The sequence below is a fragment of the Paractinoplanes atraurantiacus genome (genome assembly GCF_900215205.1).
Taxonomy (GTDB): Bacteria; Actinomycetota; Actinomycetes; order Mycobacteriales; family Micromonosporaceae; genus Actinoplanes; species Actinoplanes atraurantiacus.
The window spans coordinates 71,531-96,245 of record NZ_OBDY01000022.1 but is presented as its reverse complement, the minus strand read 5'-3'; the positions used below and the strand labels follow the sequence as shown (position 1 = coordinate 96,245).

The 24,715-nt window shown below is 72.4% G+C and carries 24 protein-coding genes; 12 read left to right on the top strand and 12 right to left on the bottom strand.

What is annotated here, in order from left to right; all coding sequences use genetic code 11:
* Positions 1 to 2: 2 nt before the first annotated feature.
* From CRP55_RS35910 to CRP55_RS35900, 3 genes are read right to left on the bottom strand one after another with little or no spacing between them, the layout of a single operon-like run.
* Positions 3 to 566: a hypothetical protein gene (locus CRP55_RS35910; protein WP_097326267.1), complete on the bottom strand. Its 564-nt coding sequence runs from the start codon at positions 564 to 566 to the stop codon at positions 3 to 5.
* A complete protein-coding gene (locus CRP55_RS35905) occupies positions 563 to 1,441 on the bottom strand; it encodes a helix-turn-helix domain-containing protein (protein ID WP_097326265.1) in 879 nt (292 codons plus the stop codon). Before CRP55_RS35905 ends, CRP55_RS35910 begins: the two co-directional genes overlap by 4 nt.
* Before the next feature lie 27 nt (positions 1,442 to 1,468).
* Positions 1,469 to 2,422: a D-2-hydroxyacid dehydrogenase family protein gene (locus tag CRP55_RS35900; protein WP_097326440.1), complete on the bottom strand. Its 954-nt coding sequence runs from the start codon at positions 2,420 to 2,422 to the stop codon at positions 1,469 to 1,471.
* A gap of 146 nt (positions 2,423 to 2,568) precedes the next feature.
* Here CRP55_RS35900 and CRP55_RS35895 point away from each other — a divergent pair, with 146 nt between their 5' ends.
* Together CRP55_RS35895 and CRP55_RS35890 are read left to right on the top strand one after the other, a co-directional pair.
* Complete coding sequence (locus tag CRP55_RS35895; RefSeq protein ID WP_097326263.1) at positions 2,569 to 3,552, top strand: hypothetical protein; 984 nt, start codon at positions 2,569 to 2,571, stop codon at positions 3,550 to 3,552.
* A gap of 53 nt (positions 3,553 to 3,605) precedes the next feature.
* Positions 3,606 to 4,520: a TolB family protein gene (locus CRP55_RS35890; protein ID WP_143235147.1), complete on the top strand. Its 915-nt coding sequence runs from the start codon at positions 3,606 to 3,608 to the stop codon at positions 4,518 to 4,520.
* A 10-nt stretch (positions 4,521 to 4,530) separates the two neighbouring features.
* Here the strand turns inward: CRP55_RS35890 and CRP55_RS35885 are convergent, their stop codons facing one another.
* The gene (locus CRP55_RS35885) at positions 4,531 to 5,910 is read right to left on the bottom strand and encodes an MFS transporter (RefSeq protein WP_097326259.1); all 1,380 of its coding nucleotides are present in this window, start codon (positions 5,908 to 5,910) and stop codon (positions 4,531 to 4,533) included.
* Between the two features lie 45 nt (positions 5,911 to 5,955).
* Here CRP55_RS35885 and CRP55_RS35880 point away from each other — a divergent pair, with 45 nt between their 5' ends.
* Positions 5,956 to 6,594, top strand: coding sequence for a TetR/AcrR family transcriptional regulator (locus CRP55_RS35880; protein WP_218854789.1), 639 nt, complete (start codon positions 5,956 to 5,958; stop codon positions 6,592 to 6,594).
* Here CRP55_RS35880 and CRP55_RS35875 read toward each other — a convergent pair.
* A complete protein-coding gene (locus CRP55_RS35875; protein ID WP_218854788.1) occupies positions 6,514 to 7,401 on the bottom strand; it encodes a LysR family transcriptional regulator in 888 nt (295 codons plus the stop codon). The genes CRP55_RS35880 and CRP55_RS35875 overlap by 81 nt on opposite strands.
* Before the next feature lie 69 nt (positions 7,402 to 7,470).
* On the opposite strand from CRP55_RS35875, the gene CRP55_RS35870 reads away from it, so the two are divergent.
* From CRP55_RS35870 to CRP55_RS53445, 4 genes are all read left to right on the top strand, one after another.
* Positions 7,471 to 8,337 carry an EamA family transporter gene (locus tag CRP55_RS35870; RefSeq protein WP_218854787.1) on the top strand — a complete coding sequence of 289 codons (867 nt, stop codon included), beginning with the start codon at positions 7,471 to 7,473 and terminating at the stop codon, positions 8,335 to 8,337.
* A 226-nt stretch (positions 8,338 to 8,563) separates the two neighbouring features.
* A complete protein-coding gene (locus CRP55_RS35865) occupies positions 8,564 to 9,541 on the top strand; it encodes a redoxin domain-containing protein (protein WP_097326253.1) in 978 nt (325 codons plus the stop codon).
* A 10-nt stretch (positions 9,542 to 9,551) separates the two neighbouring features.
* Positions 9,552 to 10,499, top strand: coding sequence for a hypothetical protein (locus CRP55_RS35860; RefSeq protein ID WP_097326251.1), 948 nt, complete (start codon positions 9,552 to 9,554; stop codon positions 10,497 to 10,499).
* 185 nt (positions 10,500 to 10,684) lie between these two features.
* A complete protein-coding gene (locus CRP55_RS53445) occupies positions 10,685 to 10,825 on the top strand; it encodes a hypothetical protein (protein WP_179855468.1) in 141 nt (46 codons plus the stop codon).
* On the opposite strand, the gene CRP55_RS35855 is transcribed toward CRP55_RS53445, so the two are convergent.
* Genes CRP55_RS35855 through CRP55_RS35835 form a run of 5 tightly spaced genes read right to left on the bottom strand, consistent with a single transcriptional unit; the run spans position 10,818 to position 15,260 of the window.
* Entirely contained in the window at positions 10,818 to 11,471 is a 654-nt protein-coding gene (locus CRP55_RS35855; protein ID WP_097326249.1) for a response regulator, read from the bottom strand. The two genes, CRP55_RS53445 and CRP55_RS35855, sit on opposite strands and share 8 nt — an antisense overlap.
* Positions 11,468 to 12,634: a sensor histidine kinase gene (locus CRP55_RS35850; protein WP_143235141.1), complete on the bottom strand. Its 1,167-nt coding sequence runs from the start codon at positions 12,632 to 12,634 to the stop codon at positions 11,468 to 11,470. Before CRP55_RS35850 ends, CRP55_RS35855 begins: the two co-directional genes overlap by 4 nt.
* Before the next feature lie 10 nt (positions 12,635 to 12,644).
* Positions 12,645 to 13,571: a D-alanine--D-alanine ligase family protein gene (locus tag CRP55_RS35845; RefSeq protein ID WP_097326244.1), complete on the bottom strand. Its 927-nt coding sequence runs from the start codon at positions 13,569 to 13,571 to the stop codon at positions 12,645 to 12,647.
* A 1-nt stretch (position 13,572) separates the two neighbouring features.
* Positions 13,573 to 14,655, bottom strand: a complete 1,083-nt coding sequence (alr, locus tag CRP55_RS35840) for an alanine racemase (protein WP_097326242.1) — start codon at positions 14,653 to 14,655, stop codon at positions 13,573 to 13,575.
* Positions 14,652 to 15,260 (bottom strand): M15 family metallopeptidase, encoded by a 609-nt coding sequence (locus tag CRP55_RS35835; RefSeq protein ID WP_097326241.1) that lies wholly within the window; start codon positions 15,258 to 15,260, stop codon positions 14,652 to 14,654. Before CRP55_RS35835 ends, alr begins: the two co-directional genes overlap by 4 nt.
* Before the next feature lie 120 nt (positions 15,261 to 15,380).
* On the opposite strand from CRP55_RS35835, the gene CRP55_RS35830 reads away from it, so the two are divergent.
* Positions 15,381 to 16,733 carry an FAD-binding oxidoreductase gene (locus CRP55_RS35830; protein ID WP_097326435.1) on the top strand — a complete coding sequence of 451 codons (1,353 nt, stop codon included), beginning with the start codon at positions 15,381 to 15,383 and terminating at the stop codon, positions 16,731 to 16,733.
* A gap of 55 nt (positions 16,734 to 16,788) precedes the next feature.
* On the opposite strand, the gene CRP55_RS35825 is transcribed toward CRP55_RS35830, so the two are convergent.
* A complete protein-coding gene (locus CRP55_RS35825; RefSeq protein WP_097326433.1) occupies positions 16,789 to 18,099 on the bottom strand; it encodes an epoxide hydrolase family protein in 1,311 nt (436 codons plus the stop codon).
* Between the two features lie 195 nt (positions 18,100 to 18,294).
* On the opposite strand from CRP55_RS35825, the gene CRP55_RS35820 reads away from it, so the two are divergent.
* The 3 genes from CRP55_RS35820 to CRP55_RS35810 are packed head-to-tail and all read left to right on the top strand — an operon-like array spanning position 18,295 to position 22,863.
* A complete protein-coding gene (locus CRP55_RS35820; RefSeq protein WP_245923586.1) occupies positions 18,295 to 20,997 on the top strand; it encodes an ATP-binding protein in 2,703 nt (900 codons plus the stop codon).
* Between the two features lie 57 nt (positions 20,998 to 21,054).
* On the top strand, positions 21,055 to 21,894 hold the full coding sequence (locus CRP55_RS35815; RefSeq protein ID WP_097326239.1) for a helix-turn-helix domain-containing protein: 840 nt from the start codon (positions 21,055 to 21,057) through the stop codon (positions 21,892 to 21,894).
* A gap of 27 nt (positions 21,895 to 21,921) precedes the next feature.
* Positions 21,922 to 22,863 (top strand): alpha/beta hydrolase, encoded by a 942-nt coding sequence (locus tag CRP55_RS35810; protein WP_218854785.1) that lies wholly within the window; start codon positions 21,922 to 21,924, stop codon positions 22,861 to 22,863.
* Here CRP55_RS35810 and CRP55_RS35805 read toward each other — a convergent pair.
* Positions 22,841 to 23,332: a hypothetical protein gene (locus CRP55_RS35805; RefSeq protein WP_097326235.1), complete on the bottom strand. Its 492-nt coding sequence runs from the start codon at positions 23,330 to 23,332 to the stop codon at positions 22,841 to 22,843. The genes CRP55_RS35810 and CRP55_RS35805 overlap by 23 nt on opposite strands.
* A gap of 334 nt (positions 23,333 to 23,666) precedes the next feature.
* Between CRP55_RS35805 and CRP55_RS35800 the strand changes: the two genes are divergently transcribed.
* Positions 23,667 to 24,203 (top strand): DUF1990 domain-containing protein, encoded by a 537-nt coding sequence (locus CRP55_RS35800; protein WP_097326234.1) that lies wholly within the window; start codon positions 23,667 to 23,669, stop codon positions 24,201 to 24,203.
* Positions 24,204 to 24,715: the final 512 nt, after the last annotated feature.

Below are 24,715 nucleotides of genomic sequence, written 5' to 3'. Positions count from 1 at the left end.
GCTCAACGATGCTCGGCGACGACACGCCAGCGCGGCCCGAGCCGTCCACCGAGCTCGGCGGCGAAGCTCGCGCTCAAGGCCGGCCAGTTGTTGAACGACACGGCCAGCTCAGCGACGTGGAAGGTCCACCCGCCGAACTCGTCCCCGTGCGCCACCCAGTCACCGAGCGGCGCCCGGTGCCCGCATCTCTCGCAGACGGGCTCCGGTTCCGCCGCGAGCAGCCAGCTCTCGATGAGGCCGGTGTGAAGCTCGCCGTCGATCGGTGCTCCGCAGGCCGGGCAGTCCGGCGGTTCGTAGTTCTCGTACGGATGGTAGAGACCCCGGCCGGCGATGACGTCCACGCCGTTGTTGGCGGCGTCGCGGTAGGCCGGACGCTCGAAGCCGGGAGCAGCCTGCTCCACACGAGGGCCGGCACGGTACTCGCTCGGCTGCCACAGGTCGTCGCGATCGCTGTTGACCTCGATGACGCCCGTCGCGAGCAACCACTGTGTGACCTCGGCGGCTCGCCGCGGGGCGGCCGGCTCCGGAAGTGAGATCTCGACCAGGTCGATTCTGTGCTCGCTCACGAGCGGCGCAGGGCGGCCGGGGTGATGTCCAGGTGGGCGCGCAGCACCCTGGTCAGGTGCTCCTGGTGGGAGAAGCCGCAGCGCTGGGCGATCTCGGCGATCGGCATGGCGGTGCGGCGCAGCAGGGAGCAGGCGGCGTCGACCCGGCGCTGGATGAGGAACTGGTGCGGCGACAGGCCCGTGCGCGCCTTGAACTGCCGGGCGAACTGGCTCACGCTCAGGCCCGCGGCGGCGGCCAGGTCGGACAGCGGGAGCGGCTCACCCAACCTCGCCTCGATCAGGTCTCGCACGGCGTTGACCTGACGGTCCGACAAACCCGCGCGGGCCGGGCGCCGCGTCTCGGTCGCGGGCTTCGGCCGTACGCAATGACGCCTGGCCAATTGCGCGGCGAGCGCCTGGCCGAGGTGGTCGACGTAGGTCCGCGCCGACGGCTCCCAGCCCCGCAGCACGCCGTCGAGGGTCAGCAGCAGCTGCTCGACGAGCGGGTCGAGGCTGCCCAGTTCCTCGGCCAGCTCGACCGGGGCGCCGTCGTGGGCCGAGCGCAGCATGTCGTCGGTCAGGTAGGCGTGCACGGTGTCGAGCTGCCCGCCCAGCTCGACGGTGAGCTTCTTGCCGGCCGGGTGCACGAAGAGGCCACCCGGCGGGACCGTGCGCTCACGGGTCAGCCCGAGGTGCCCGCGCCGCACGGTGACCGGCCCGTTCAGGTGCAGGATGACCAGGTGGCTGCCGGCGCCGCCGAAGGACGCCTGATAGGGCTGTTCGCGCTGCGTGGAGACGTACAGCTGCTCCCAGCCGAGACCCCGGCTCGTACGCTCCGGATGGACCCACGCCTGGCGGAGGATGCCATTCGTGTCGGCCACCGTCATCTCCGCCATCGCCACGTCATAGCCCCAAACCGATGATCAAATCAACACCCTTACCGGCTTCCCGTCGCGCCAGGCCGCGATGTCCTCGACCACCTGCTCGTACATGGTTCGCAGGCCGGCCTCGGTCACGTAGCCCAGATGGGGCAGCAGCACGGTGTTCGGCGCGCCCCGCAGCGGGTTGCCCAGCGGCAGCGGCTCCTCGTCGTAGACGTCCAGCCCGGCCCCGGCGATCGTCCGGGCCGTGAGCGCGGCGATCAGCGCCCCCTGGTCGACGATCGGCCCTCGCGACGTGTTGACCAGCACCGAGCTCGGTTTCATGGCGCCCAGCTCGGCCGCGCCGACCAGCCCTTTCGTGCGGTCGCTGAGCTTGAGGTGGATCGTCAGGACGTCACTCTCGGCGAAAAGCTGGTCTTTGCCGACATAAGTGACGCCGGCTTCCTCGGCCCGCTCGGCCGTCAGATTCTGGCTCCAGGCGATCACCCGCATGTCGAAGGCCTGCCCGATCCGCGCGATCTGCCGGCCCAGCCGCCCCAGCCCGAGCACACCGAGCGTGCTGCCGGCCAGATCGACGCCGACAGTGGTCTGCCAGCGCCCGTCCCGCAGCGCCCGGTCCTCGACCACCACATGCCGGCGGACGGCCAGGATGAGCGCCCAGGTGAGTTCCGTGGTGTTGGAACTCTTCGTGGACCCGTACATCTGAGTGCCGGTGACGGTGACCCCGCGCTCAGCCGCCGCCGAAAGATCGATGGCCGCGTTGGCCATCCCCGTCGTGACCAGAAGCCGCAGGTCGGGCAGCTTCCCGAACAGCGAGGCGGTGAAGGCCGTCCGCTCCCGCATGGCCACCACGACATCGGCCCCGCGCAGAGCGTCCGCCAGCTCGTCCTCATCGGCGAGATGCTCGTGCAGCACCTCGACGTCGGCCCCCAGGCTGCCGAACGGCCCATACTCCCGGGCCACCCGCTGATAGTCGTCCAACACGACAATCCTCATGGTCATCACCGTACGTCCTCCAACTGGGAGCCTGATCACTTGCTTCGAACTTCCTGAGAACAGCGGCGTGGACTTCTGCGAGCCCTTGTGGAGGGTCCGATGGAGGAAGGGAAGAAATGTTGAAGACGGGTAGACGTGCCGGGTTCGTGGCGACCACTCTCTTCGCGGTCGGGGCGGTGCTGGCCTTCACCGCCGCTCCCGCACTGGCCCTGCAACCGGGTGAGGACGCGGCCTGGGCGGCGGAGATCGAGAACGACACGCCGCTGCGGTCCGCCGACACCATCTCGGAGGCCCGGGATCTGAACAACGGCAATCTGATGCAGGTCTGGCGGGGCTACGGGAACACCAACATCTACATCGCGATCAACCACAGCGTGCCGCTGCAGTTGCCGTCGACCACGACGTATGCCGCGCCCCGGATCGTGTGGACCAACGCCGGCTTCTTCGTCTTCCACACCGGCAGCGACGGCTACATCTACTACCGGCGCATTCCGGTGCCGGCCAACGCCGACAACGTTCGCGGCAACTGGACCCGGGTGCCGAACAACGCGCGCACCGAGGACACACTGTCGCCGTCGGTCACCCGGCTCAACGGCAACCAGATGTACCTGACCTGGGGCGACGCCGTCGGCTTGAACCAGTGGGGCATGTACTTCGACGGGACCACCTGGGCCGCACCGCAGACGCTGCCGTACGCGCAGAGCTACACCGCCAACAGCGTGACCTTCAACCCGAACTGGAACCAGCTCGTCTCGATCCACCGGGGAACCGACGGTCAGATCTACTGGCAGCGCCAGACCTACGGCAGCAGCCAGTGGACGAACCCGGCCCGCCTCGGCACGCTGAACACCCCGGCCGCCGGAACGCCCGCGGTGGCGCTGACCGACAACGGCTCCGGCGAGGTCGCCGTATGGCTCAGCGGCGGCGCCGTCGACCCGCAGACCGGCAGCTCACCGATCCTGCTGACCCAGATCTTCGCTAACGGGGCCTGGAGCGGCGCCTGGTCCGTCGCGACCGGCAACGTGCCGACTTCACACAACGTGTGGCTCACGGCGATTCAGAACCGGATCTACCTGATCAACACCTTCTACACCGGGTACGTCTACTGGAAGCGCTCCTTCCAGCAGTGACGCTGCGTGAGCGGGGTGGCGGGCGTACACAGTGGAATGCCAGGATCTTGGACATGCAAAGGAATAGAATCTTGATCGTCGCGGGGGCGATCACGGCATTCCTGGCCGGTACGCCGGTCGTCGCCAGCGCCGCACCCGCAGCCCAGCCCGAAGGTCGCCTCCTGTTCATCCGGACGGTGGACTCGCCGCACGGCAGCGGCGAGGTGCAGAGCGTTCTGCCTGACGGCAGCGCGCTCACCGACCTCAACCTCACCGTCCAGTGGTCTTCGTCGCCCGACTACTCCCCGGACGGTCAGCGCATCGCCTTCGTCACCCGCGGCCCGGACGATTTCTTCGACGCCGTCTACACGGCTGCCGCCGATGGCACCGGAGCGCAGTCGTTCTCTCAGGCGCCGTGCGGACCCTCGAGTCCCCGCTGGTCGCCCGATGGCGCCGGCATCGGTTTCGAGGCCTGCGGTGACATCTACAAGAGGGACCTCGGAGGCTCCCTCACCGCCATCACCGGCGGCAACGGGGGCACCAACCTGTCCTTCTCGTGGGGTCCGCAGGGCAAGCGGATCGCTACCGCGAGCCGGGTGGCACCGGGCGTGCAGGTGTGGAAGGCGGACGGTTCCGCCAACCGCGCGGTGAGTGACCTGCCGGCCGCCGACACCGTGGACTGGAACCCGAGGAACGGCAAGCTGGCGGTGTCGTCCGGTGACGACCTGTGGCTGGTCGACGTCGCGACCGGCGCCAAGAAGCGGCTCACCGACACGCCGGACGTGGCCGAGGGCAACGTGGTCTGGTCGGCGGACGGCAAGTGGCTGGCCTACAGCGAGAGTCAGGTGAGCACGGTGACCGACCCGGACACCGGCGACACCTACTCCGAGGTGACCGACCCGCAGGTCTACGTGGTCGACGCGGCCGGCAAGCAGCGGCGCGCGGTCGGCGTGCCCGGCATTCCGACCAGTTGGCGCGCGCAGGCCTGACGTCCACCCCTCAAGGCCGTGGGGCCGCAAGGCCCCGCGGCCGCGTGACGGGGCGGGGGAGGACAGTCACGGCGATGAGCGCCGCCGCGAGCAGGAGGGCGGCGCACAGGGCCAGGCCCGAGGCGTAGCCGTCGGTCAGCGAAGCCGGGGTGGCGATGGCGCCGGTGCGATGGGCGGCGGTGGTGCCCAGGACGGCCAGGCCCAGGGAGGCGCCGATCTGGCGGGAGCTGTTCAGCAGGCCCGACGCCATGCCGGACTCGTGCGGGGCCACGCCGGCGGTGGCGATCGAGACGATCGGGGCCAGGCAGAGACCGAAGCCCAGGCTGGCCAGCAGGGACGGGCCGAGGATGTCGGTGGTGAAGTCGCCGTCAGGGCTGATCCGGGAGAACCAGGCGAAGCCGGCCGCGGTCAGCAGGGCCCCCACGATGAGCAGGAGCCGGGGCGGGAAGCGGTAGCCCAGGCGCACGGCCAGCACCGAGCCGGCGACCACGCCCAGCGCGAAGGGCAGGAACATCACGCCGGTCAGGGCCGGGCCGATGCCGAGCACGCCCTGCAGGTAGAGCGACGCGAAGTAGAAGGCCGCGGCCATCGCCGCGCCGACCAGCAGGTTGTACGCGTTGGCGCCGGCCACCGAGCGGTTGGTGAGCAGGCCCGGGCGGACCAGCGGGTCACGGGTGGTCCGGCGCTCGACCAGGACGAAGGCGGCCAGCAGGAGCAGGGCCGGGGCGGCCCAGAGCCACGACTGGCGGACGATCGCGTAGACCAGCACGGTCATGCCGGTGGTGGCCAGCACGGCGCCGGCCGCGTCGGGGCGCCCGCGCGGGGCGACCGGGGTGTCGGGGGCGACGCCGCGCACGGTCAGGGCCAGCGCGAGCAGCGCCATCGGGACGCTGACGAACATGACCCAGCGCCAGCCGGCCCACTGGGTGAGCACGCCGCCGATGAGGACGCCGAGGGCGCCGCCGGCCGCGTTGGTGGCGGCCCAGACGCCGAAGGCCCGCACGCGCGCCCGGCCGCTGGGGAAGGTGGCCGTGAGCAGGGCCAGGGAGGCCGGGGCGAGCGCGGCGGCGCCGATGCCCTGGGCGAAGCGGGCGGCGACGAGCTGGCCCGGTGACTGGGCGAAGCCGCCGGCCAGGGAGGCGACGGCGAACAGGGCCAGGCCGAGCATCAGCACACGACGGCGGCCGTAGCGGTCGGCGGCCTTGCCACCGAGCAGGAGGAGCCCGCCGAAGGCGAGCGCGTACGCGTGGATGACCCAGGTGAGCCCGGTGGTGCCGAAGCCGAGGCCGGCCCGGATCGCCGGAAGGCCGACGTTCACGACCGAGAGATCAAGCGACACCATGAAACCCACCACGGCCACGACGGTGAGCGTGAGCGACTTTCGGAACATGTTCGAAAAGTAGTACCGACGTCCGGCCGGGGCAAGATGGTGAACGTGCCAAGAACCGGACGCCCGCCGGTGACCTCCCGCGCGGAGATCCTCACCACCGCACGCCGCCTGATCGACGACGACGGCTGGGAGAAACTGACGATCCGCCGCCTGGCCGCCGAGCTGGGCATCGGGCCGACCACGCTCTACCACCACGTCCGCGACAAGGAAGCCCTTCTTCTTCTGTTGTTGAACGAGTATGCCGAGCAGGCCGCCCCGCCCGACCTTCCCGGCGACCCACGGGAGCGGGTCGTCGCCGCCGCCCAGGCCCTGCACGACGGCCTGGCCGAGTGGCCGTGGGCGGCCGAGGTGCTCACTGTCGACGGCTTCGTCGGGCGGCTCCGCGCCCCGGCGCTGCGTCTCGTCGAAGCCATCCTGGACGGCGCGGTCGGCTGCGGACTCACCCGCGAGCAGGCCGTCGACGTCTTCCGGACGATCTGGTATTACACCGTCGGCGAGATCCTGGTCCGCGCCCGCTCGGCCCGGCGCGGGGACATCACGTTCACCGACTTCGACCCCGAGCGCGTGCCCACCCTGGCCGCCATCGGTGAGCGCTGGCCCGAGCTAGTGGCCCGCGATGTCTACCCCGAAGGCCTGCGGGCCCTGGTCGGAGGGCTGATAGGCACCGCGCGCGAGAGCGATTAACTCGGTCAGGCCGTACGGCGGGTCATCGCGCCACCAGGCCAGCCACACCGAAATGCGCGGGGCGTCGCGGACCGCCCGATACGCGACCCCCGGCCGCGGGTTCTGGTTGGCCGTCGCCTCCGACGTGACCCCGACCGCCTGCCCGGCCGCGATCAGCGTCAGCCACTCGTCGACCCCGTGCGTCTCCCGGGTCGAGGCCGGCCCCGACCCGGCCGGCCACAGCGAGGCCGTCGTGGTGCCGGTGCGGCTGTCCAGGGCCACCGTGTAGCGGGCCAGGTCGCTGATCCGGACCGTACGCCGGCGGGCCAGCGCGTTGTCGGTGGCCACCGCCGCGTAGCGCGACTCGGTGCCGACCAGCGCCGTCTCGAAGCGGTCGTCGTCGAGCGGCCGCCGCAGCACCGCCACATCCGCCGATCCCTCGGCCAGGCCCGCGGTCTCCGTGCCGGACTGGACGAAGACCAGTGGCACGTCCGGGTGAGGCCAGGCCTTCTGGAGCCGCCGCGTGTGCTTGCCGAGCGCCGCCCAGGCGTACCCCACCCGAAGCTCGGAGAAAGAACGAGTGGCAGTCAGCGTGAGATGGGCGACCTCCGAAAGCACCCGCCGGGCGATCGGCAGCACTCGCGCCCCGGTCGCGGTCAGCGAGACCTGACGGGTCGTGCGGTGCAGGAGGCGGGCCCCGAGCGACGCCTCCAGCGCGGCGACCGCCCGCGACACCGAGGCCTGCGACATGCCGAGCGCCACCGCGGCGTCGGTGAACGTGCCCGCGTCGGCCACCGCCACCAGCGCCTCGAGCTGCCGCAGATTCATGCGCTCAGCGTATAGACCGGCGGCCGAACGCATTTCTCGACGGCGCGCGCGAGGCCGAGGCTGGTGAGCATGAACGCCAGAGCCACCGCGGGCATCGCGACCATGCTCACCAGCGCCGCCAGCAACCAGGCCGGCGCGGCCGTGGGCGCGCACGCCTTTCCCACGATGGGACCGGCCGGGGTGGTCGCCGTCCGCCAGTTCGTCGCCGCGGCCGTCCTGTTGCCCGTCGCCCGCCCCGATGTGCGCCGCTTCTCGTGGGGGCAGTGGTGGCCCGTACTGCTGCTGGGCCTGGTCTTCGCCACCATGAACCTCAGCCTCTACACCGCGATCGACCGGATCGGCCTGGGCCTCGCGGTGACGCTGGAATTCCTCGGCCCGCTCGCCGTCGCCCTGGCCGGCTCACGCACCCGCCGCGACCTGCTGTGCGCGGCCGTCGCCGGCTTCGGCGTCCACGTTCTCGTGCTCCCGGGCCCGGCCAGCGACTTCACCGGCATCGGACTCGGCCTCCTGGCGGCCGCCTGCTGGGCCGCGTACATCCTGCTCAATCGCCTGGCCGGCCGCCGCCTGACGGGCCTTCAGGCCCCCGCGGTCGCGACTTGCGTCTCCGCCCTGGCCTACCTTCCGGTCCTGTTGACGATCACCTTCGAGGCTTTGCCGTACGCCGTCACGGCCGGCCTCCTGAGCTCGGTCGTGCCCTACGCCGCCGACCTGGTGGTGCTCCGCTTCGTCCCACCCCGCCTGTTCGGCGTCTTCATGAGCGTGCACCCGGTGATGGCCGCCCTGGCCGGCTTGATCCTGCTGGGCCAGGCCCTGGCTCTCCACCAGTGGGCCGGCATCTTGCTGGTGGTCCTGGCGAACGCGCTGGCCCTGTGGCGGCCCGCCCCTGTGCCCCGCGGTTTCCGTTCTGAACGCGAGGGTATCGATGCGATGTCCTGACCGGGCGCTGAAAGGACCGATCGCGTCGAGATGGCTGTCATCGGGGCGATTCTCACCGTGATCGCCGCGGTCGGCATCCCGTTCGGCATCCGACGAGGACGGCTCTGACTTCCCTGGGCCGAAGCTCAGCGCTGTGACGACCCGTACACGGACCAGGGCAACTCCCGGGTGCGCCACGGGGTACTGAGGCGCGAGGGTGAGAGCACCACGAAACAGGGGAGAAGCCATGTTCTCAGGGACACACCATCTGCCGAAGGAAGGCCGCCTGCCGCTGCTCGACGGTGCGACGGGCTGGCTCAACGGCGAGCCGCTGCGGACGGAGGACCTGCGCGGCAAGGTCGTTCTCGTCAACTTCTGGACCTTCACCTGCGTCAACTGGCTGCGCCAGCTGCCGTACGTCCGGGCCTGGCACGAGAAGTACGCCTCGCAGGGCCTTGTCGTTCTCGGCGTGCACACGCCCGAGTTCCGGTTCGAGCACGACCTCGATGATGTACGCCGGGAGATGCGCGCCGACAGCATCGACTACCCGGTGGCCCTCGACAACGAGTACGGCGTGTGGCGGGCCTTCGACAACCACTACTGGCCGGCGCTTTATCTGGCCGACGCCGAGGGGAACATCCGGTTCCACCACTTCGGCGAGGGTGAGTACGAGCGTACGGAGAAAGCGATCCAGCGCCTGCTCCACGAGGCCGGCGCCGACCCCGGCCACGACCTGGTCGTCGTCGAGCCGCGCCCGGTGGAGGAGGCGGCCGACTGGTCGACCCTGGAGTCGCAGGAGAACTACACCGGGTACGACCGCACCGAGCGCTTCGCCTCGCCCGACGGCCTGGTCCTCGGGAAGCCGCACCAGTACGCGCTGCCGGACACGCTCGGCCTCAACGAGTGGTCCCTGGAGGGCGACTGGACGATGAACGAGCAGGCCACCGTCTCCAACACGGCCGGCGCCCGCCTGCTCTACCGCTTCCACGCCCGCGACCTGAACATCGTCGCCGGCGCCGCCCATCCCGTGCGTTTCCAGATCCTCATCGACGGCGAGCCGCCGGCCGCCGCGGCGGGCCAGGACATCGACGCCGACGGCTACGGCACGCTCGGCGACCGCCGCCTGTACCAACTGCTGCGCCAGCCCGACCCGATCACCGATCACACTGTGGAAATCACGTTCCTCGATCCCGCCGCCGAGACGTACAGCTTCACCTTCGGCTAAGCTCCGCCCCATGTTCGGGTCCCAGGCGCTGGAGACGGCGGTCGGGCTGGCACTGGTCTTCTTCGTGCTGGCCTCCCTGGCGTCGGCCATTGTGGAGGGTGTGTCGCGGCTGCTGCGCAAGCGCGCCAAGGACCTCGAGGAGACCATCGGGCAGATGCTCAGCGGCAGCTCGTCGTTCGACGCGGCCGCGCGGCGCGCCCTCGACCTGTTCCGCGGCACGGCGGTCTACCAGTCGGCGAACGTGGCGGCGGGGCGCGGCCGGCACTGGTTCCGTACAGAGCTGGGGCCGGCCTATCTGTCGGCCCGCTCGTTCGCCAACGCGGTCGACGAGATGACCGACCGCGAGCCCCTCAACACCTGGCTGTCCGGTCTCAAGGCCGAGGGCCGCGAGCTCACCCTCGACGCCAAGGCGGCCGTCGAGAGCTGGTACGACGAGACGATGGGCCGGCTCGGCGGCGCCTACAAGAGGTGGGTGACCGCCGTCCTGTTCGCCGTCGGCCTCGGCATCGCGGTCGCCGGCAACGTGTCGGCCTTCCACACGGCGCAGACCCTGTGGCAGCAGCCGGCCGTGCGCGAGGCCGCCCTGAACGCCGCCGAGCAGGCCGCGGTGAAGGCGCCGTCCCCCGACGGCCTGGTCGACAGCAACGTCCAGACCGTGCAGGATCTGGCCGGCCTGGGCCTGCCGTTCGGCTGGAACCACGGCGCCGACTGGAGCAGCCTCACCTGGACCACGTCCCACGTCGCCGGCTGGCTGGTCACCGCCCTGCTCCTGATGCTCGGCGCCCCGTTCTGGTTCGACCTGCTCTCCCGCCTGGTGTCCTTGCGCACGACGGGCGCCAAGCCGCCGGTCGCAGCTCAGGACCCGGCCGCCGCCACCACTCTGCGCACCGCGGTCATCAGCTCGGCCGCCGCGGCGGTGGCCGAGACCGAGCTCCGGCCACCGCCCACCACGCACTGAGGCCATGCCCGGTTACCTGTGGCGGCGTGCTGAGGTTGTTTGCGGTGTTCTGCTGGCGGTGGTCAGTTTCGCGCCGTGGTGGACGAGGCGGGCCGACGGTGACGGGGCCTCCGTGTGGAGCGGGCCCTGTCTCTGCTGGCTGGCCGTGTCGCTGTGCCTGGCTGCGGTTCGGACAGTCGGCCTGGGTGCTCGAGGAGCAGGGCGCCGGCACCGGGCGGGCCGGCGGTCCGTTCGAGCTCGCCTGGGGCTATGGCGCCGGGCTGTGCCTGATGGGCTTGCTGCTCGGCGTCCTGCTGGTCGCCGTCAGACGGAGCCGGGTCAGCTGAGCAGGCCGTGTTCGTGGGCGAAGACGACGATCTGGACCCGGTCGCGGAGGTTCAGTTTGCGGAGGATGGCGCCGACGTGTGTCTTGACGGTGGATTCGCCGGCGAAGATCTCGGCGGCGATCTCGGCGTTGGACAGGCCCCGGGCCACGGCCCGGAAGACGGCTCGTTCCTTGTCGGTCAGCGCCAGGTAGGCGTCGGGGACGGGGGACCGGGCCGGGAACCGGCCCTCCAGCAAGGCGGAAAGGTCGCCAGGGGCCAGTACGGCGTTGCCGGCGTGAACGCTGCGGATGGCGTCGGCCAACTGGGCCGGAGTGGTGTCCTTCAACAGGAAGCCGCTGGCGCCGTAGCGGATGGCCGTGGCCGCGCGGTCGTCCAGGTTGAAGGTGGTGAGCACCAGGACCCGTACCGGATGGGCTCTCGACGTGGCGAAGACGAGCCGGGTCGCCTCGACGCCGTCCAGGCCGGGCATCCGCAGGTCCATCAGCACCACGTCGGGCTGCAATTCCTCGGTCAGGCGTACGGCGTCACGGCCGTCACCGGCTTCGCCGACCACGCGGATCCCCGGCTGCGCGTTCAGGATGACCACCACGCCGGCGCGGAACAGCTCCTGGTCGTCGACGACGAGGACCTCGATGTCGTCGCTCATGAGGTGGGAATCCGTGCCGTGGCAACGAATACGTCCTCGCGGCGGCCGCTCTCCAGCGAGCCGCCGACCGCCGCGAGCCGCTGCCGCATGCCGTCCAGGCCGGAGCCGGAGCCGGACGGCGAGAAGTCGGAGCCGATGGCGTTGCGGACCTCGATGACCAGGCTGTCGGGGGTCCACGACCGCTGGACGATGACCGCGCCGTCGTGGCGGCCGTGCCGGATCGCGTTGGTGAGCATCTCCTGCAACACCCGGTAGGCCGTCACCCGCTGCTCCTGGTTCAGGGGCCGCGGCGTGCCGTCCTGGCCCGAGACGACCTCGCGGCCGCCGTCGCGCAGGTTGCCGATGAGCCGGTCGATGTCGTCGGTGGTGTCGCGGGTCGTGGACAGCACCTCCTGCACGTCCCGCAGCGACGAGCGGGCCGACGTGGCGATGCCGGCCAGCAGCGACTTGAGCGCGCCCGGGTCGTCGTCCGGAAGGTACTGCGCGGCCTCGGCCTGGGTCAGGATCACGGCCAGGGAATGCCCGACCACGTCGTGCACGTCGCGGGCGAGCCTGGTCTGCGCGTCGCGGATCCGGGCCGTCTGTTCGGCTTTCGCCTGCTGCCGGGCCGCCTCGGCCAGGTCGAGGTGGGCCTGGCCGGAGATGCGCAGCGCCAGCCCGGCCAGCCACGGGACGCCGATCAGCGCGGCCATGACGACCACGACGCCGATCCGCCAGCCGATGCCGAGCTGATCCACGGTCGCGGCGATCAGATCGTACGAGGGGATGGGGAAGTTGATTCTGACCGCGCCGGCCTCGACCAGAAGCACGGCGGCGACCGCGGCGGCCGGGATCGACAGCGCGCTGGCCCGCAGCGTCACCTTCCCGCCCCAGCGTGCCGTGCCGAAGGCGACGACAAGGACGGAGATCTGGGTGACGACGTACGGGCTCCCGGTCGCCGCCTGGCACAACGGGATCGCCCAGACGAGCACGAGCGAGACGCCCGGCGCCCGGCGCACCAGGCCGACCGCGAGGGCGGTGCCGAGGACCACCAACCAGAACAGGAGCTTGCGGACGGGGCCGAAGTAGGACAGCCAGTCGTTCGACGTGTATTCGAGCGCGCCGAGGAACAGCACGGCCATCGCCGCGCCGATGTCCGGCCACCACCACGTCCGATCCCGCACGATCTCCACGTTAGGCGAGGGCGTCGCGGATCAGGCGGTCGAGCAGCTGCGGGTAATCCCATCCGGCGGCCGCGAACATGCGGGGCACCTGCGAATGCCCGGTGAGGCCGGGCATCGTGTTCACCTCGTTGAGCACCGGGCCGGCCTCGGTCAGGAAGAAGTCGACACGGGCCACGCCCCGGCAGCCGAGCGCGTCGTAGAGGGCGCGAGCGGCCTCCTCCAGCGCCTTGGTGGCAGCGGGATCGATCGGGGCCGGTACCCGGAAGACTGTGCCCCCACCGTATTTCGCCTCGTAGTCGAAGAAGCCGTCGGCCACGATCTCGAGGGCGGGCGTGACGACGTCGCCGAGCACGGCGATGTCGACCTCGCGGCCGGCGACCACCTCCTCGACCAGGACGCGGTCGTCGTGCCGGAGCGCCTCGGCCAGGGCCTCGGCGAAGGCCGCCTCCTCGCGGACGAGCGTGACGCCGAGGCTCGACCCGGCGGCCACCGGCTTGACCACGACCGGCCCGTTCCAGGCGCAACCGGCGGCGGTGCGGGCGGTGAGGAGCCGGCCGGGCGCGGTCGCGATGCCGAGCTCCGAGGCGATCAGTTTGGTCACCCACTTGTCCATGGCGAGGGCGCCGGGGCGGACCCCGGAGCCGACGTACGGGACGCCGGCCAGCTCCAGCAGCGCGGCCAGGGTGCCGTCCTCGCCGCGTGGCCCGTGCACGATGGGCAGGGCCACGTCACAGCTCTGCAGGGTGCCGACGGCGGCCGGCAGCCCGATCGGCGCTTCGGCGTCGTCGCGCCAGGTGCCGTCGGGCGCGATCGTCAGGCGTACGACCTCATAGCCTTCCGGATCGAGCGCGGCGGCGACCGAGGCGGCCGAGGCGAGCGAGACCTGGTGTTCGCCGTTGCGGCCGCCGCCGATGACGGCGGCGCGGAGGCGGGACATGTCAGTTACCCCCGATGACGTGACGGTGCGGTCGGGCGCCGAGCCCGGTGACGATTTCGTGCGGAAGCGTGCCGGCCCAGGTGGCCCAGTCGGCGACGGTGGGCTCGCCGTCGCCGCCCGGCCCGAAGACGGTCGCGGTGTCGCCGGGGCGGACGCCGGGGCCGGTCTCGACAACGGTCTGGTCCATGGAGATGCGGCCGGCCACACGGCACCGGCGCCCGCCGAGCAGCACTTCGGCGCGGGGTCCGGCCCCGCGCGGGAGGCCGTCGGCATAACCGAGCGGCAGCAGCGCCAGGTGGGTGTCGCGGGCCGCCCGCCAGGTGTGGTCGTAGCCGACCGGCGTGCCCGCCGCGACCCGGCGCACCTCGACGACGGGCGCGGTGAGCGTCATGGCGCCCCGCAGCGTGGTGCCTCCGCTCGGATCGATGCCGACCAGGCCGGCGCCGGTGCGCACCAGATCGAAATGGGTCTCGGGGCGGGTCAACGTGGCGGCGGTGGCCGCCAGATGGCACAGCCGAGGGCGCAGGCCGGCCGCGAAGGCGACCGCGATGCCCTCCCGGAACCGCGCGGTGGCGGTGGCCGTGTCCGGGCCCGCGAGATGGCTCATGATGCCGGTGACCACCACCCGGCCGCTCTGCTCGGCGGTGAAGGCGGCCCGGCACAGCGCGGCCCACTCGTCCAGGGAGGCGCCCTCGCGCGCCATCCCGGTGTCGAGCTGGAGGTGCACGCGAGCGCCGGGCGGAAGAACGGCCAGATGGGTGAGGCTCGGCACGGCGAGGTCGATCCGGTGACGTACGGCCGCATCGAAGTCCGCGCCGAGCGGATTGAGCCAGCTCAGGATCGGGGCGGTCAGCCCGTTCGCGCGCAGGTCGAGGGCCTCGCCGACGCCGGTGACGCCCAGCCAGGCCGCCCCGGCGCCGAGCGCCGTGCGGGCTACGCCCAGCGCCCCGTGCCCGAAGCCGTCGGCCTTCACCACCGCCATCAGTTCGCCGCGGGCGCGGGCGGCCAGCCTCCGGGTGTTGCCCGCGACGGCGCCGAGGTCGACGGTCACCCGGGGCCCGGCGGCGAGGGTGGCGACACTCATGCGGCGACCGGGCCGTGCAGCGAGGCCGGTGCCCCGGTCATCAGAGCCCAGTAGCGGTCGCCGTAACTCCAGTGCCACCACTCGGTCGGATAGTTCACCAGGCCGGCCCCGCCGAGAACCCGCGCCAGCAGCATTCGGTTGGCCCGCGCCTGCGCGCTGATGCCGTCGGCCGCGAAGTAGCAGGCGCCGCCCGACTCCTCGGGTGTCGCGTCGATCGGGGTGCCCATGTCGAGGTCGCCGTCCGGCCCGCTCAGCGTCAGGTCGACCGCGGCCCCGGCCACGTGCGGGGCCACCTCGACCGGGGCCACGAAGCGGCTCACCAGATGGTGCAGCCCGGCCTCGTCGATGGTCGGCCGGGCGGCGCGCACCTGAGCCCCGTACAACTCAATGATCTGCTTTTGCCGTGCGATGTCGCGATGGCCCTCCACCACGCGCAACCCGACGCCCGGCGGCAATGCGGCCCGCGCCCAGCCGAGCCGTTCGCCGAGGTCGGCCCGCACCCGGGCCCGCGCCGGCCCGAACTCGCGGCCGAGCCGCACGAGCGGGACTCCGGCGTCGCGCAGCGGCACAGCCAGCACGCGCGGGTCACTGAGAAGGATCACCATGTCGCAAAGATCGCCGCTGCCGCGGGTGCGCCGCATCGTTCTCAGGTACCGGCGGCCTGGCCTCAAGTACCGCTCGCCACTCCCCGTGAACTTGCGGCGGTACCCCGCGTCGGCATGGGCATGACGCAACTTCAGCAACTGACCGGGCCGGTGCTGCGCCCGGGTGACCCCGGATACGACGCGGAATGCCGCACTCAGAACCTGCTGACCCCGTTGCGGCCGGCGATCGCGGTCGGCGCCGCCGACGTCGCCGATGTGCAGGCGGCGGTGCGTTATGCGGCGGAAAACAAGCTGCCGGTGGCGGTTCGCGGTGGTGGGCACATGCAGCCGTACGCGGCCGAGGGCGCCGTTCTCGTGACCCTGGACCGGATGGCCGGGGTGACTGTCGACGCCGGGCGGCGGACCGCGCGGGTGACCGGCGGCGCGCGCTGGCAGGAGGTCATCGACGCCGCGGCCAAGGAAGGGCTGGCCCCGATGGCCGGATCGTCGGTCACGGTCGGCGCCATCGGCTATGTGCTCGGCGGCGGGCAGGGCCCGATCCTGGCCCGGTCGTACGGGTACGCCTCCGACCACGTGACCTCGTTCGACATCGTCACCGCGGACGGGGTCCTGCGCACCGTGAGCGGCGACGACGAGCTGTTCGCGGCGCTGCGCGGCGGCAAAGGCAACTTCGGTGTCGTCACAGCCATGGAGATCGAGCTGTTCCCGGTGACCACAGTCTTCGCCGGCAGCATCTACTTCCCGGGCAGCGCGACGGCCGAGGTGCTGCGCACCTGGCGTGACTGGGCGGCGACGCTGCCCGTGCAGGCGACCACTTCGGTGGCGGTCCAGCGGCTGCCTCCGGTCGAGGAACTACCCCCGCCGTTGCGCGGCGCCCACGTGCTGAGCGTCCGCTTCGCCCACCTGGGAACGGCCGAGGCCGGCGAGGCGCTGCTGGCGCCGATGCGGGCGGCCGCGCCGGCGCTCATCGACACGGTGGCCGAGGTGCCGTACAAGGTGGCGGCGACGCTGCACAACGACCCGGTCGACGCGATGCCGTACCTGGACCGCAGCCTCGGGCTGAGCGGCCTGCCCGGCGCGGCCCTCGACAAGCTCATCGAGCTGACCGGACCCGGCACCCCGATTCCGTTGACCAGCGTCGAGATCCGCGCGCTGGGCGGTGCCATGGACCGGCCGCCGGCCACCACCGACTCGGTGCCCAGCCGGGGCCTGCCGTTCCAGTTGTTCGCCTTCGCGGTCGGCGCCGACGACCTGGACGGCGGTCACCGCCGCCTGGAGCGGCTGATGACCGCGATGCTGCCGTGGTCCGACCCGAAGCGCCGCCGGATGCCCAACTTCCTCTCGACGGAGGAGGCCCTCGACCCGCAAGCACTGTCCGAGGTGTACGGACGGGAGCTCTACGAGCGCCTGCGAGCGGTCAAGCGGCGCTACGACCCGGACACGATGTTCCGGATGAACCACACGATCCGCTGACGACTCCTCGCCGAAGGGGCCGGCGCTTCTCTCGCCGGCCCCTTCTTGCGACTGCTTACTTCCGCAGGGACCGGAACGCCGCCCGCACCTCGTCGGTGAACAGCAGCGGCTCCTCCCAGGCGGCGAAGTGACCGCCCTTGGCCGGCTTGTTGTAGTAGTTCAGGGTCGGGTAGGTCGCCTCGACCCAGCTGCGCGGCGCCTGGAAGATCTCGCCCGGGAAGGCGCTGAAGCCGACCGGTACCTTGATGGCGGCCGGGGCCGTGGCGCTCTGCGGGTGGGCGCTCTCCCAGTAGAGGCGGGCCGACGAGACGCCGGTGCCGGTCAGCCAGTACAGGCTGATGTTGTCCAGCACGTGGTCGCGGGTGAGGTTGCCCGACGGCGAGGCGCCCAGGAACGTCTTCGAGAGCTTGTTGTAGCTGTCGGTGTCGTGGTCGAGCATCCAGGCCGCGAGGGCGGCCGGCGAGTCGGTCAGCGCGTACCCGATGGTCTCCGGCCGGAACGAGTGCTCGGACAGGTAGGCGCTGCCGGTCGTCTGGAAGAGGGTGACCGCCGCCTTCGCCGCCTGCTCCTCGGCGGTGGCGGCCGGGAACTGGGCGCCACCGAGCGCGGACAGCAGCAGGTTCAGGTGGATGCCGGCCAGGCCGGCCGGCGCCAGCCGGGCCAGGGCGTCGGTGACCGCCGCGCCGGCGTCCCCGCCCTGCGCCACGTACTTGGTGTAGCCGAGGCGCTTCATGAGCTCGGCCCATGCCTTGGCGATGCGGTTCTGGTCCCAGCCGGTCACGGTCGGCTGGCTCGAGAAGCCGTAGCCCGGGATCGACGGAATGACCAGGTGGAAGGCGTCGGACGCCTTGCCGCCGTGCGCGGTCGGGTTGGTGAGCGGGCCGGCCGCGTCCAGAAACTCGACGATGGAGCCGGGCCAGCCGTGCGTGGCGAGCAGCGGCAGCGCGTCCTTGTGCGGGGAGCGGACGTGGATGAAGTGCACGTCGACGCCGTCGATCTCGGTCGTGAACTGCGGCAGCTTGTTCAGCTTGGCCTCGAACCGGCGCCAGTCGTACTTGGTCTTCCAGTATTTGGCCAGGGCCTGGGCCGTGGCCAGCTGCACGCCCTGCTCGCGGTCCTTCACGAGCTCGCGGCTGGGCCAGCGGGTCGAGCCGATCCGGTGGCGCAGCTCCAGGAGCTGGCTGTTGGAGAACGAGGCCCGGAACGGCCGGATCTTGTTCGCGCCGGAGGCGGTGGTCGTGGTGGCCGCGGCGGCACTGGCCGGCGAGGAGCCGAGCGCGCCGGTGGCGGTGGCGGCGACGGCGATGCCGGCGGCGACGCCGGTCTGCAGAACGGTCCGCCGGGTGGGTCCGGAAGTCTCGGTCATGGTGTTTCCCTTCGTGATCTGTCTCGGTTCGGAGTCTTCCGGTGGTGGACACCCGGGCGAGCCCGTGACGACCCCTGGCCCGGCCCCGGGTGTGCGGCCCGTACCACCGGTGGTGGGCGACGTGGGTCACCCGGTGTCAGCGCCGAAGGAGCGGCCGATCGACGAGGCCGCCGCCGACGGCTTAGGCTGGTGGGCGTGCTTCGCGGTCGCCGGCGGGAACGGCAGGTGCTCGACGACCTGTTAGGACAGGTGCGGTCGGGCCGCAGTGGCACGCTGGTCCTGCGCGGTGAGGCCGGCAGCGGCAAGACCGCCCTGCTGGACCATCTGGCCGAGCGGGCGTCGTTCGCCCGGGTGCTCCGCGCCTCGGGCGTCGAGGCCGAGTCGGAGATGGCCTATTCGGCCCTGCACCAGGTCTGCGCGCCACTGCTCGGCCATCTCGACGCCCTGCCGGCCGGTCAGCGGGGCGCCCTGAACACCGCCTTCGGTCTCGCCGTGGGCCCGGTGCCGGAGCAGTTGCTGGTCGGCGTCGCGGTGCTCGGACTGTTCGCCGAGGCCGCCGCCCGGCGGCCGCTGGTCTGCGTCGTCGACGACGTGCAGTGGATCGACGCCGCGTCCGCGGTGGCCCTGGGTTTCGTGGCACGGCGCCTGTCGGCCGAGTCGGCCGCCCTCGTCTTCGCCGTTCGCAGCCCCGGCGACCTGCTGCGGGGCCTGCCGGAGCTGCGCGTCGACGGCCTGCCCGCGGCCGAGGCGCGCGAGTTGCTGGACTCGGCGCTGACCGGTCCGGTCGATCCGCGCGTCCGGGACCGCATCGTGGCCGAGACCCGGGGCAACCCGCTCGCCCTGCTCGAGTTGCCGCGGTCGCTGTCGCCGGCCGAGCTCGCGTTCGGGTTCGACGGTTCGTCCGCGGCCCCCTTCGCCGACCGGGTCGAGGCGGGCTTCGAGCGCCGGATCCGGGCGCTTCCGCCGGCAACCCGCACCATGTTGCTGGCCGCGGCCATGGAGCCGGTGGGCGACTCGCTGATGCTGTGGCGGGCCCTGGAGTTGATGGGCGTGGGACCCGAGTCGGCCGGTCCGGCCGAGGCGGACGACCTGATCGAGCTGGGCGCGCGGGTGCGCTTCCGGCATCCTTTGGTGCGTTCGGCCGTACGGCGGTGCGCCGCGACCGCCGAAGTCCGCGCCGTGCACGCCGCGCTGGCCGAGGTGACCGACCCCGTCATCGACCCCGACCGCCGCGCCTGGCATCGCGCGCACGCCGCCGCCGGCCCCGACGAGCAGGTCGCGGCCGAGCTCGAGGGCTCCGCCGGCCGGGCGATGGCCCGCGGTGGCTGGGCCGCGGCGGCCGCCCTGCTGGAACGGGCGGCCGAGCTGACCGCCGCCCCGTCCCGTCGCGGCACGATCCTGCTGGCCGCGGCCGGCGCCCAGGCCGAGGCCGGTTCCTACGCGGCCGTGCCCGGCCTTCTCGGTGCGGCCGAGCTCTGCCCGCTCGACGCCCTCCAGCAGGCCCGCCTCGAGCGCCTGCGGGCGCAGGTCGCGTTCAAGCTCAGTCACGGGCGCGACGCCGGCCCGCCCTTGCTGGCCGCCGCCCGCCGCCTGGAGAAGCTCGACCCGGTCGCCGCCCGCGACACCTTCCTGCTGGCGATCGGCGCCGCCGTCTACGCCGGCCGTTTCGGCGGCGACGACCTACGGGTGGCCGCCCAGGCCGCCCGCGACGCCGCGCTCGATGGCGAGACTTTCGCCGACCTGCTCCTGACCGGCCTCGTCTCCTGGGTCCTCGACGGCCGGACAGCGGCCGCCCCGCTGCTCAACCGCTGCCTGGACGCGGCCGACGAGCACGGCGACCCCGGCCTGCTGTGGCTGACCCTGCCGGTCGCCTCCGAGATGTTCCGCACCGACGTGGCGGGCCGCCTGAGCCGCCAGGCGATCCGCTCCGCGTTCGGCGCCGGCGCGCTCGCCCAGCTGCCGGACGCCCTGGTCATGTGGGCGGTCAGCCTCATCAACGACGGCCGGCTGACCGAGGCGGCCGAGGTGCTCGACGAGATCGACGAGGTGGCCCGCGCGACCGGCGCCTCCGTCTACCAGATCTCCCGCCTCAACCTCGCGGTCCGGCGCGGACCCGCCGACGAGGCCGAGACCTTGATCGCGGCCAAGCTCGACGAGGCGGCGGCCCACGGCAACGGGCGCCTGCACTCGCTGGCCAAGGACGCCCTGGCCAAGCTCCACCTGGCCCTGGGCAACCATCGGGCGGCGCTGCGGGCGGCACAGGAGATGACCGCCTACCGCGAGCTGGCGACCTACCAGTGGTGCCTTCGCGAGCTGGCCGAGGCGGCCGCCGGCGCCGGCGAACGGGACATCGCCGAGGCGGCGCGCGACCAGCTGGCGGAGACCGTCGCCACCACGCCCACACCGGGCGCCCTGGGCGTGAAAGCGGTCGTCGACGCCCTCACGGCTCCGGACGGTCAGGCCGAGCAGCTCTACCGCGACGCGATCGACCTGCTCTCCCGCACCGGCACGGGCGTCGAGGGGCAACGGGCGAGGCTGCTGTACGGCGAGTGGCTGCGCCGCCTGGGCCGCCTGGACGAGGCCCGGGCCGAGTTGCGCGCGGCCCACCAGGCTTTCACCACCATGGGCGCCCACCTGTGGGCCGGCCGCGCCGCGCGGGAGCTCGTGCTCGCCGGCGAGGTGGTCGGCGCCGCCACCCCGGACGACCGCCGCGAGCTCACCACCCAGGAGGCGGCGATCGCCCAGCTGACGGTGGCCGGCCGCACCAACGCCGAGATCGGCGCGGCCCTGTTCCTCAGCCCTCGCACGGTCGAATGGCACCTCCGCCGCGTCTACGCCAAGCTCGGCGTGGCCAACCGCCGCGAACTGACCGCCGCCCGTTCCCCACGCTCGTCCTGAGAAAGGGGGAAGGATTCTGCCCTGCCAGGGCCGGGGACGGGCGCGCAGTATTGGGTCATGACCTCTTCCGAGCTGGGCGACTTCCTCAAGGCGCGGCGCACCGAGCTGACGCCGCGGGCGGTGGGACTGCCCGGGTACGGCGACCGCCGCCGGGTGAAAGGCCTGCGGCGCGAGGAGGTCGCGGCGCTGGCGGCGATCAGCGTCGACTACTACGCGCGGCTCGAGCAGGGCCGGGTCGCGGCGTCGGCCTCGGTGCTGGCGACGCTGGCCCGGGCCTTGCGGCTGAGCGAGGACCAGGAGGCTTATCTGTACGAGGTCGCGGGCAAGACGGACGCACGCCCGCGGCGCCGCCGGCCCGCGCCGAAGCTGCGCCCGGCCATGCGGCGGCTGCTCGACCAGCTCGGCGAGTCGCCGGCCATCGTTCTGGGCGAGCGGATGGACGTCCTCGCCTGGAACAGTGCGGCTGCGGCCCTCTTCACCGACTTCGCCGGCGTACTGGAGAAGAACCGTAACTATGTCCGCCTGCTCTTCACCGACCCCGGAATGCGAGCCCTGCACGCCGATTGGCGGCACGACGCGCGGGATGCCGTCGCCGCGCTGCGCACCCGGGCCGCGGCCGACCCCGGCGACCCCGAGCTGGTCCGGCTGGTCGGCGACCTCGCCGTGCGGGACCCCGATTTCCGTACGTGGTGGGCCGAGCACCGCGTCAACGGCGCCAGCTACGGCACCAAGCATTACCACCACCCGGTCGTCGGTGACCTGACCCTCGACTGTGATGTCTGGGCCAGCCCGGACGGCAGCGGCCAGGAGCTGATGATCGTCACCGCCGAGCCCGGCACCCCGTCCCACGATGCCCTGCGCATCCTCGCCTCCTGGACCACCGTCCCGCAGGCGTAGAGCCAACCGACCCGTCACACCACCCCTATGAGAAAGGGCTATTTCGCCATGCACAAAATCGACGTGAACTTCGACAGCCAGGGCCTCCGCATCGCCGGCAACCTCTACCTGCCCGAAGGCGCCGGCATCGGCAACCTCCCGGCGGTCGTCGTCGGGCACCCCGGCAGCGGGGTCAAGGAGCAGGCGGCCGGCCTCTACGCCGGAAAGCTGGCCGAGCGCGGCTACGTCGCCCTCGCTTTCGACGCCGCCTACCAGGGCGAGTCGGAGGGCCTGCCGCGCGGCCTGGAGGACCCGGCCCACCGCATCGAGGACCTCAAGGCGGCCGTCAGCTACCTGACCACCCGTCCCGAGGCCGACGCCGAGCGGATCGGCGCGCTGGGCATCTGCGCCTCCGGCGGCTACGTGCTCAACGCCACCGCCGGCGACCACCGCATCAAGGCGGTGGCCACGGTCAGCGGCGTCGACATCGCCCGCCAGTTCCGCTTCGGCGCCGACGGCGACCAGGACCCGGCCGTCTTCCAGGGCATGCTGGACGCCGCCGCGGCCGCCCGCACCGCCGAGGCCCGCGGCGAGGGCTCGCAGAGCTTCCCGCTCTTCCCGGCCACTCCCGAGCAGGGCCGTGAGCTCGGCGGCGAGCACGGCTTCGAGGGTGTCGAGTACTACTGCACCCCGCGCGGCGAGCACCCCCGCTCGACCAAGGCCCTGCCGTGGCAGAGCATCGACCGCCTGGCCCTGTTCGACGCCTGGGCCGCCGTCCCGCTGATCGGCGACCGCCCGCTGCTGTCGGTCATCGGCCGCCGCGCGGTCACCGCCTGGATGGGCGTCGAGGCCTTCCAGCGCCACACCGGCCCCAAGCGCCTGGTCTGGCTCGAGGGCGCCAGCCACGTCGACCTCTACGACAAGCCGGAGTACGTCGACCCGGCCGTGGCCGAGATCGACGCCTTCCTCAAGAGCAGCCTCGCCGCCTGACCTCTCTGGTCGAGGTCGTGGTCCGCGACACCAGTTCCAGGACGCTGCGCCGGTCGCGGCGGAGCCGGGCGAGCACGCCGATGACCAGCATCGCCCAGAGAATCACCGCGAAGCGGCCGCCGGCCTGCAGGAGCGCCACCGGCAGCCACCACACGAGGAAGCGGGGCCAGACCGCCCGGCCCGACTCCGGGGCCAGCAGGAGGGTGGCCTGGCCCAGCGTGGCATGGTCACGGCGTGAAAGCGGAATCAAGAGCGTGCTTATGCCGTACGCGGTGAGCGCCACCGCCGCCGCCCCGGCCTCCGGGAAGACGGCGAGCACGCTCGACGTCGCCAGGAAGCCGATCAGCAGGTCGGCGCCGACGGCCAGGCCCCGCCGCAGCAGACCCGGCTGCTCGACGTCCGGCGAGGGCGCCGGGTGCGGGCCGGGCAGGAACCGCCCGATCAGGGCCGCGATCAGCCAGCCCAGCACCGCGCCGGCGGTGTTGGTGATGAGGTCGCCGGTGTCGGCGACCCGGTAGGGGCACGCGAACAGACCGAACCGTGGTCCGGGCCGCGCAGTAGGCGGCCGTGTCGTCCGGCAGCGGGAAGAGGGTGAAGGCCAGCAGCCCGCAGAGATAGAGGACCTCGGACGCCGCGAGGATCGCGGACCATCCCCGCAGCCTGCCGTAGCGTTTGTACTGCCGGTGGATCCACGGAAGGGCGAGCAGCGGAAGCAGCAGCGCGAACAGGACCACGGCGAGCAGCGAATCCACGAGGTGAGCCATTCCTCGAACCACGCACAGCGATCCAGGGAATTCACTGTCATGACCCAGCGCACGCCACGGCTCAACTACGACGTCGCCGGAGCAACGCGACCCGCGGACGACGAGTGGCCGAGCCGGCCGCCCGGCTACCGGGGCTTCGAGCGGACCATCGGCCTGGGCGGCGGCGCCGACCGCTGGCACGCAGTGGCCGAGGCCGTGATGACCTGGCAGGTCAAGCGCCGCAGCGGTTTCACCGTCACCCCGGCCGACGGCGGCGACATCCGGGCCCGCACCGGCGCCGGCTACGAACTGGTAGCCCGGGTCGGCCCGTTGCGCGTGCGCGAGCCGGTCCGCGTGGTCGCCGTCGTGGACAGCCTGGACCGTTGCGGCTTCGCCTACGGCACCCTGCGCGGCCACCCGGTCAGCGGCGAGGAGGCTTTCATCGTCCACCGCACCCCGGACGGCCGCGTCTGGCTCACCCTGCGCTCCCTGACCCGCCCCGCGGACGGTTGGTGGGGCCGGGCGTTCCCCGCTCTGCTGCTCGCCCAGCGCGTCTACCGCCGCCGCTACCTGCGCGCACCAGCCGAGGCGCGGTGAAATCGCTGTTGTCGACGACGACGTCGGCCCGCTCGGCCGGGCCCACCTCGGCCAGATAGAGCAGCTCACCGGGGATGTAGTAGTCGCGGTACCGCTGGGCCGCCGCCTCCGCCGACTCCATCCAGGCCTGGTCGCGGGCCGTGCCGCGGCGCAGCACCTCGTCCACCTCGATGTGCAGGTAGACGCGCAGATCCCAGTACGGCGCCAGGGCCGGCTTCTGCAGGAAAGCCCCGTCGGCCACGAGGATCGCGTCGTCCGGCGCCACCCGCACGCCGGAGTCGACCGGCGTCCGCCCGCGAAAGTCCATGACTTCCGTGCGGTAGCGGCGATCCCCACCCGGCCCGAGCGGCGCCAGCAGCACGTCGCGGATCGCGTCGACGTCGAACATCTCGTGGTAGTAGCTTTCCGGCGAGCCGGCCGGATACCCCGTACGCAAATCGACGTGGCGTTTGAATCTGTCCAGCATGACCCGGAGCACAGACCGGCCCGTCCGCGCGCGCAGCACCGCCGCC